General features: G+C 69.4%; 5 protein-coding genes and 1 pseudogene. 5 read left to right on the top strand and 1 reads right to left on the bottom strand.

What is annotated here, in order from left to right; translation table 11 throughout:
• Window positions 1-328 precede the first annotated feature (328 nt).
• A pseudogene (locus FF041_RS04895) lies at window positions 329-1,708 on the bottom strand (alpha-amylase); the annotation flags it as partial.
• A gap of 341 nt (window positions 1,709-2,049) precedes the next feature.
• On the opposite strand from FF041_RS04895, the gene FF041_RS04890 reads away from it, so the two are divergent.
• From FF041_RS04890 to FF041_RS04870, 5 genes are all read left to right on the top strand, one after another.
• Window positions 2,050-3,348 (top strand): extracellular solute-binding protein, encoded by a 1,299-nt coding sequence (locus tag FF041_RS04890; RefSeq protein WP_153521175.1) that lies wholly within the window; start codon window positions 2,050-2,052, stop codon window positions 3,346-3,348.
• Window positions 3,349-3,524: 176 nt separating this feature from the next.
• Window positions 3,525-4,466 carry a carbohydrate ABC transporter permease gene (locus FF041_RS04885; protein WP_153521174.1) on the top strand — a complete coding sequence of 314 codons (942 nt, stop codon included), beginning with the start codon at window positions 3,525-3,527 and terminating at the stop codon, window positions 4,464-4,466.
• The gene (locus tag FF041_RS04880) at window positions 4,466-5,365 is read left to right on the top strand and encodes a sugar ABC transporter permease (protein ID WP_407698110.1); all 900 of its coding nucleotides are present in this window, start codon (window positions 4,466-4,468) and stop codon (window positions 5,363-5,365) included. Before FF041_RS04885 ends, FF041_RS04880 begins: the two co-directional genes overlap by 1 nt.
• A 160-nt stretch (window positions 5,366-5,525) precedes the next feature.
• Window positions 5,526-7,127, top strand: coding sequence for a glycoside hydrolase family 13 protein (locus tag FF041_RS04875; RefSeq protein ID WP_153521173.1), 1,602 nt, complete (start codon window positions 5,526-5,528; stop codon window positions 7,125-7,127).
• Window position 7,128: 1 nt separating this feature from the next.
• Entirely contained in the window at window positions 7,129-8,214 is a 1,086-nt protein-coding gene (locus FF041_RS04870; RefSeq protein WP_153521172.1) for a LacI family DNA-binding transcriptional regulator, read from the top strand.
• Window positions 8,215-8,346 lie beyond the last annotated feature (132 nt).

Raw genomic sequence — 8,346 nt, 5'->3', positions numbered from 1 at the left:
GAGGGCGGCGACGGCCTCTCTGGGCCGTCTGGTACGGAACACGTTCGATCTCCTTGGGTAGTCGAGCCCGCTCGGGGCGGGGAGGGCCGCCGCTGCGGGAGGGGGTACGCGGTCCGGGCCGCGAGGGGGCGGTCCGCGGTCGCGGCGTACGGTCTGCTGCTGCGGGAGCACGGCCCGAGGCGCGGGTACGGCCCCGGGGACGCGGTCCGAGGCGCGGGTACGACCCCGGGGACGCGGCCCGAGGCGCGGGTACGACCCCGAGGGCACGGCCCGCTGTCACGGCGTACGCCCCCGAGGACACGGCCCGTCGCTGGATGATGCGGGGTCAGCAGCCCCGCGCGCCCGTGTGGAGCGCCACCGCCGTGCCGGGCGGCAGGGTCGCGGTGAACCGGCCTTCCGCGTTCACGCTCACCGCGCGCCCCGACTGCACATCGCAGTACCTCCCCGCGGGCAGCGAGCTCCGGAACTCCCGGGTCAGCGGCGCGGGATCGTGGTTCAGGGCGACGAACGCCCTGGCGCCGCGCCCGAAGGCGATCCGGTCCCCGCCGTCGTCCCACCAGTCGGTCACCGGCTCCCCCCGGGCGGTGTTCCGGAACGCGACCATCGAGGAGATCTCCCGCCAGGCGTGCTGGCACTTCCAGCCGTCGCGCCAGCAGGCGTCGACCCGGCCGCCGTTCGGCGGGCCCGCGTCCTTGTCGCTCCACTCGTAGCCGGAGTGGACGTCGGGAGCGCCGTAGGGCCAGGCCAGCATGTAGACATTGGCGAGGGTATAGGCGGCGCCGTCCTTGTAGTTCAGGGTGTCGCCGAGCCGCTCGGTGTCATGGTTGTCCACGAAGACACCGGACTTCGACGAGGGCATATACCCCCAGCCCTCACCGTGGTTCCGCAGGTAGGCGAGGTTCTCGGCGGTGAAGACCCGCTTGAGGTCGCGGGCGTACCGGAACTCCTGGACGTCTCCGGTGCCGAGATACTCGCTCGGCGAGACCGGCTCGCCCTCGCCGTGGATGGCCTCCTGCTTCCAGTAGACGTCGGGCCTGGTCAGCCGGGATTTGATGGCGGTGAGATCGGCGGCGGGCAGATGCTTGGCCGCGTCGATCCGGAAGCCGTCGACGCCGAGGGAGAGCAGATCGTTCAGATATCCGGCTATTCGGCCGCGTACGTACTCCTCGCCGGTGTCCAGATCCGCGAGCCCGACCAGCTCGCAGTGCTGCACATGCCAGCGGTCCTGGTAGTTGACGATCGGAGACCGGCAGTCGTCCATGTCGAAGCCGGAGTAGACGCCGGGGTAGTCGTACTTCCGGTACGCCGAGCCGCCGGTGCCCACGCCGTCCCCGGCGGCCATGTGGTTGATCACCGCGTCGGCGACGACCTTCACCCCGGCGGCATGGCAGGTGTTCACCATCGCGGCGAAGGAGGCCCGGTCGCCGAGGCGTCCCGCGATCTTGTAGCTGACGGGCTGGTACGAGGTCCACCACTGACCGCCCTGGATGTGCTCCTGGGGCGGGGAGACCTGGACGAAGCCGTATCCGGCCGGTCCGAGCTGATCGGTACAGGCCCTCGCGACCGAGTCGAAGCGCCATTCGAACAGGACGGCGGTCACGTCCCTGGATCCGGGCGGAGCCGCCGACGCCGTCCCCGTGGGCACGGTGACGGCGACCGCCGCCCCCGCCACCAGGGCGAGCGCGGCGGCCAGAGGTCTGCTGGCCATATCTCCTCCTGCACAACGCTGTGCACCGGCAGCCTCGCGAGGCAACGCGTTCTGCCCTGAAAGGCTCTTGAACTTTTCTGCAAGCTTGCTGCTGACACCTGCTGGTTCTTGCAGCAACAACCGTTCCCTGCCTGGCAGCAGACCGTAGGAGCCACAGTGACCACAGGTCAACCCCTGCGACACAGTGGGGACATCCGCAGGACACAGCGAGGTAACAACATCGAAATCTTGCCGTTTTCTTTCTGCAAGGTCTTTCGCAAAGTCTTGCAACGCTGTTAACTTCACGCCGCAGCAGCCCGGCCCGAGGACAGGCAGGGCCTGACCTCAATGAGGAGATCACGATGCGCAAGGGCATGACGGCAGCCGCGATAGCCGGTGTACTGGCACTGACCGCGACCGCCTGCGGAGGCAGCGAGGGCGGCGGCGACAGCAGCGGCAAGAAGGCCGCCGAGGACCCCCAGAGCGTGTCCGGCTCCATCACCTGGTGGGACACGTCCAACGAGGCCGAGGGACCCACCTACGACAAGCTGGTGGCGGCCTTCCAGGACGAGTACCCGAAGATCAAGGTGAACCGCACGTCGGTCTCCTTCGACCAGGCCGAGCAGAAGTTCAAGACCGCCGCGCAGTCGGGCAAGGGCGCCCCCGATGTGATCCGCACCGATGTCGGCTGGTCCGCCGGCTTCGCCAACCTCGGCTACCTCCAGCCGCTGGACGGCACCCCCGCGCTCGACGGCGTCGAGGACTTCCTGCCCGGCCCGCTCTCCCCCGCCAAGTGGAAGGACGAGACGGTCGGCGTCCCGCAGGTGACCGACACCCTGGGTCTCCTCTACAACAAGGAGATCTTCAAGGAGGCCGGCATCGCCAAGCCCCCGGCCACCTGGGACGAGTTCATCGCCACCGCCAAGACGATCAAGAAGAAGACCGGGGTCGCCGGCATCCAGCTCAACCCCGAGGGCTACTTCTCGCTGCCGTTCCTGTACGGCGAGGGCGGGGACATGCTCGACGTCGACGCCAAGAAGATCACCGTCAACTCCCCCGAGGGCGTCAAGGGGATGGAGACCGCGCTGAAGCTGACCGAGTCCGGCGTCGCCCTCAAGCCCGTCACCACGGACGGCTATGTCGCGGCCCAGACCTCCTTCAAGGACGGCAAGGCCGCCATGATCGTCAACGGTCCGTGGTCGGTCTCCGACAGCTACGCGGGCAAGGCGTTCAAGGACAAGGACAACCTGGGCATCGCCAACATCCCGGGCGGCTCGACCGGAAAGGCCGCGGCCCCGATCGGCGGCCACAACTACTCCGTCTACCGCGGCTCCCCGAACAAGGACGCGGCCTACCTCTTCGTGAAGGTCATGTCCTCCGCGAAGAGCCAGGAGCTCACCGCCAAGGAGATCAACACCCTGCCGACCCGTAAGTCCGCCTACACCGCCGAGGTGACCGCGGACCCGGCGAAGAAGGCGTTCCAGCAGGCGCTGTCCATCGCGAAGTCCCGTCCGGTGATCCCCGGCGTGGGTGATCTGTTCGTCGCCTTCGACCAGCACTACGTCAAGATCCTGCGCGGCGACGTCTCCCCCGAGGACGGGCTGAACGCGCTGGCCGAGGAGTGGAACTCCAAGCTCCTGAAGGACTACACGATCGGCTGACGCCCAGGGCCCGTCGCCCTCGGCTGACGCTGAAGGCCCGTCGCCCACGGCGGCGGGCCGCCAGTCTCCGGTCCGGCCGGCGGGGGAGCAGCCCCGCAGCGCGTGGGACCGATCCCGCGCACCCGGCCGGCCGGACCGGTCCGGCAGTCCGCAGCTCATACGCACATCGGAGAAAGATGAGCACCCTCATAGTCAGGACCAGACGGTCCTTCGCCACCCACTGGTACGCGTGGGCCATGGTCCTGCCGGTGGTGGTCGTCCTCGCCGTGCTCGTCGGCTATCCGCTGGGCCGCGGCGTCTATCTCTCCTTCACCGACGCCAACGAGGCCAACCTCGGCCGGACGATCGGCGACTTCGAGGTCCCGTCCACGTACACCTTCGTCGGGCTCGACAACTACTGGCACATCCTCTCCGGCCAGGAGGGGTCGTTCTATCCCCGGCTGATGTGGACCGTGGTGTGGACGGCGAGCTGCGTCTTTCTGCACTACACCATCGGCCTCGGGCTCGCGCTCCTGCTCAACCGGCGGATACGCGGACGCTCGCTCTACCGGGTGCTGCTGATCCTGCCCTGGGCGGTGCCCGCGTTCGTCGCCGCGTTCGCCTGGAAGCTGATGTACAACACCGACAACGGTGTGTTCAACCTGCTGCTGTCGAAGATCGGCCTCGGCCCGGTCGACTGGCTCGGCGACCCCTTCGTCCAGAAGCTCTCCGTCATCGCGGTGAACACCTGGCTGGGCGTGCCGTTCATGATGGTGGCGATACTCGGCGGACTCCAGTCCATCCCCCGTGAGCTGCACGAGGCCGCCGAGATGGACGGCGCGTCCCCCTGGCAGCGCTTCTGGAATGTGACGATGCCCGGGCTGCGGCCGGTCAGCTCCACGATCGTGCTGCTCGGCACGATCTGGACCTTCAACATGTTCCCGATCATCTTCCTGGTGATCGGGCAGGCGGGCGGCACCGAGAGCGAGATCCTGGTGACCTACGCCTACCGGCTCGCCTTCCAGGGCGTACGGGACTACGCGGGCTCCGCCTCCTACGGGATCGTGATCCTCTCGCTGCTCCTGGTCTTCTCCGTCTTCTACCGAGGGATGCTCAAGCGCCAGGAGGAAGCCAAGTGATCACCACGGACAAGACCGGGACCAAGACCGGGAACGTCACGGCACGCCCGTCCGCACAGCCCCCGGTCCGTGGCCGCGACGAGCGCTCCAAGGCCGCTTCCGTCGCACTGCACACGACCCTGGTCATCGCGACCCTGATCGCGCTCTTCCCGATCGTCTTCATCTTCCTGGTCTCCATCCGCGGTGAGAACGGCTGGACGCACCCCATGGAGATGGAGGGCTTCACCCTCTCCAACTACACCCGTGTCCTCGGTGAGACGGAGTTTCTCACCTGGATGGTCAACTCGGTGGCGATAGCCGCCGGGACGATGCTGGTGGGCGTGCTGATCTCGGCGAGCGCCGGGTACGCGATCTCCCGGATGCGGTTCCCCGGGCACAAGTCGCTGATGTGGACCTTCCTCGTCTGCCAGATGTTCCCGGTGGCGGTGCTGATCGTGCCGCTCTACAACATCCTGGGCGCGCTGGGGCTGCTGGACAGCTACGGCGGCCTGATCATCACCTACTGCTCGGTGTCCGTGCCGTTCTGCGCCTGGATGCTGAAGGGGTACTTCGACACCATCCCCACCGAGATCGACGAGTCGGGCCGGGTGGACGGGCTCACCCCCTTCGGCACGTTCTGGCGGCTGATCGTGCCGCTGGCGCGGCCGGGCCTGGCGGTGACCGCGTTCTACACCTTCCTCACCGCATGGGGCGAGGTGGCCTTCGCGACCCAGTTCATGAGCAGCGAGACCAAGTACACGCTCGCCGTGGGGCTCCAGACCTTCGTCGGCCCGCACCGCGCCGAGTGGGGTCTGATGACGGCGTCCTCGGTGCTGATCATGGTCCCCGCCGGGCTGCTGTTCTTCTTCGCCCAGAAGCATCTCGTCGCCGGTCTGACGGCGGGCGGCACCAAGGGCTGAACCCCGTCCGGGACCGGGGCGGATGCGCGACACGCGTACGTATCCGGACCCGCTCACCGCGCGTTGACCATGCGCGCACCGGGGCGGGCGTCCCCCCACCAGGGGCCGTCCCCCATCAGCCGGCACGACAACGTATTTGACGACCTGCAAGGGAACGTACATGACCCAGGAGCTCGCTCCCACCCTCCGTGACCAGACCGCCGGCCCCTCGGCGGGCTGGTGGCGGGACGCCGTCATCTACCAGGTGTACGTACGCTCCTTCGCCGACAGCGACGGAGACGGCATCGGCGATCTGCGGGGCGTCCGCCAGCGGCTGCCGTACCTCGCGGACCTGGGCGTGGACGCCGTATGGCTCACCCCGTTCTATGCCTCGCCGCAGGCCGACGGCGGTTACGACGTCGCCGACTACCGCACCGTCGACCCGCTCTTCGGCGAACTGGCGGACGCGGACGAGCTGGTGCGCGAGGCCCATCGACTCGGGCTGCGCGTCATCGTCGACATCGTGCCCAACCACACCTCCGACCACCACGCCTGGTTCAGGGCCGCGCTCGCCGGAGGGGAGGAGCGCGAGCTCTACCACTTCCGTCCCGGCCGGGGCGAGAACGGCGAACTGCCGCCCAACGACTGGGAGTCGGTCTTCGGCGGACCCGCCTGGACCCGGACCGGTTCCGGCGACTGGTATCTGCATCTCTTCGCGCCCGAGCAGCCGGATCTCAACTGGGACCGGCCCGAGGTGCGCGAGGAGTTCGAGTCGATCCTGCGGTTCTGGCTGGACATCGGCGTGGACGGATTCCGGATCGACGTCGCCCACGGCATGGTCAAGGCGGCGGGGCTGCCCGACATCGGGCTGAGCGAGCAGGCGACGCTGATCGGCGCGCAGGTGCTGCCGTTCTTCGACCAGGACGGGGTGCATGAGATCCACCGCTCCTGGCGCACGCTGCTCGACGGTTACGAGGGCGAGCGCATCGGCGTCGCCGAGGCATGGGCCCCCACGGCCGAGCGGCTCGCGCTGTATGTGCGCCCGGATGAACTGCACCAGGCGTTCAACTTCCAGTTCCTGACCTGCGCGTGGGACGCGGCGGCCATGCGAAAGGTCATCGACGAGTCGCTGGCGGCGACCGAGTCCGTGGGCGCGCCCACGACCTGGGTGCTCTCCAACCACGATGTGGTCCGGCACACCACCCGGTACGGGGGCGGGGCGCGGGGTCTGCGCCGGGCGCGGGCGGCCGGGCTGCTCGCCCTGGCCCTGCCCGGGTCGGCCTATGTCTACCAGGGCGAGGAGCTGGGGCTGCCCGAGGTGACGGAGCTGCCGGACGCGGTCCGTCAGGACCCGGCGTTCTTCCGCGGCGACGGCCAGGACGGGCTGCGGGACGGCTGCCGGGTGCCGCTGCCGTGGTCGGGCTCGGCGGCTCCGTACGGATTCGGCCCCGGCGGCAGCTGGCTGCCGCAGCCCGCCGAGTGGCGGGGGCTCTCGGTCGAGGCGCAGACCGGGGACCCGCGCTCCACGCTGGAGCTGTACCGCTCGGCGATCGCGCTGCGCAAGGAGCTGCCGGGGCTCGGCGACGGAGCCATGGAGTGGACGCAGGCGCCGGAGGGGGTGCTGGCGTTCGCCCGCCCGGGGCTGGTCTGCACCCTGAACACCCTGGCGACGGAGGCGGAGATGCCGGTTCCGGGGCGTCCGGTGATCTCGTCGGCGGCGCTGGAGTTCAGCGGCGCGGCGGTGCGCATTCCGGGCGAGACCTGTGTCTGGTGGGCGGTCTGAGATGAGGCGGGTACAGTCCACACCTGTGACCGCACCCACACGCCTGGCAGACATAGCGGCCCAGGCAGGGGTCAGCGAAGCGACGGTGAGCCGTGTCCTCAACGGGAAGCCCGGCGTCGCCGCGACCACCCGCCAGTCCGTGCTCGCCGCACTGGACGTGCTCGGCTATGAGCGACCGGTGCGGCTGCGCCAGCGCAGCGCGGGCCTGGTGGGGCTGATCACACCGGAGCTGGAGAACCCGATCTTTCCCGCGCTGGCGCAGGTGATCGGGCAGGCACTGACCCGCCAGGGGTACACCCCGGTGCTGGCGACGCAGACCCCGGGCGGCTCCACCGAGGACGAGCTCACCGAGATGCTGGTGGACCGGGGGGTCTCCGGGATCATCTTCGTCTCCGGGCTGCACGCGGACACCACGGCCGATATGCAGCGCTATGAGCAGCTGCGGGCCCAGGGGGTGCCGTTCGTCCTGGTGGACGGCTTCTCGCCGAAGGTGCGGGTCCCGTTCATCTCGCCGGACGACCGGGCCGCGATGAAGCTGGCGGTGACCCATCTGGTGTCGCTGGGGCACTCCAGGATCGGTCTGGCGCTGGGCCCGCGCCGCTTCGTCCCCGTCCAGCGGAAGATCGAGGGCTTCCTCCGGGTGGTCCAGGACCAGCTGGGTCTTGAGCCGGCCGTGATCGAGTCGGAGCTGATCCAGCACTCCCTGTACACCCTGGAGGGCGGGCAGGCGGCGGCTGCCGCGCTGCTGGACCGGGGCTGTACGGCGGTGGTGTGCGCCAGCGACATGATGGCGCTGGGCGCGATCCGGGCGGCGCGGCAGCGCGGTCTGGAGGTGCCGGACGACGTCTCGGTGGTCGGCTTCGACGACTCCCCGCTGATCGCCTTCACCGATCCGCCGCTGACGACGATCCGCAAGCCGGTCCCGGCGATGGGGCAGGCGGCGGTGCGGACGCTGCTGGAGGAGATCCGGGGCCAGCTGACCCCTACGGGTCCGGACGCGGGGACGTACGGGGAGTTCGTCTTCATGCCCGAGCTGGTCGTTCGCGGTTCCACGGCGTCGGGACCCGGCACGGGCGGGCGCTCCTGAGCCGCTCCTGGGCTGCTCCTGAGCCGCCCCGGCTCCCGGGTGAGAGGGCCGCTCCTCGTCCGTAAGATGGAGCGGGTGCGATGGGAACCAGACCGGGGGATGACCAGTGAGTGGACGTATGTCTGGCAGACT

This window comes from Streptomyces jumonjinensis, assembly GCF_009600885.1.
Taxonomy (GTDB): domain Bacteria; phylum Actinomycetota; class Actinomycetes; order Streptomycetales; family Streptomycetaceae; genus Streptomyces; species Streptomyces jumonjinensis.
Note: the sequence above shows the minus strand (reverse complement) of the source record. Positions and strands in the feature narration are given on the sequence as shown.

Bases quoted from the DNA above. Each gene is read 5' to 3' on its own strand.
- FF041_RS04890 (WP_153521175.1), top strand. From the start codon at position 2,050: ATGCGCAAGGGCATGACGGCAGCCGCGATAGCCGGTGTACTGGCACTG.
- FF041_RS04885 (WP_153521174.1), top strand. From the start codon at position 3,525: ATGAGCACCCTCATAGTCAGGACCAGACGGTCCTTCGCCACCCACTGG.
- FF041_RS04875 (WP_153521173.1), top strand. From the start codon at position 5,526: ATGACCCAGGAGCTCGCTCCCACCCTCCGTGACCAGACCGCCGGCCCC.
- FF041_RS04870 (WP_153521172.1), top strand. From the start codon at position 7,129: ATGAGGCGGGTACAGTCCACACCTGTGACCGCACCCACACGCCTGGCA.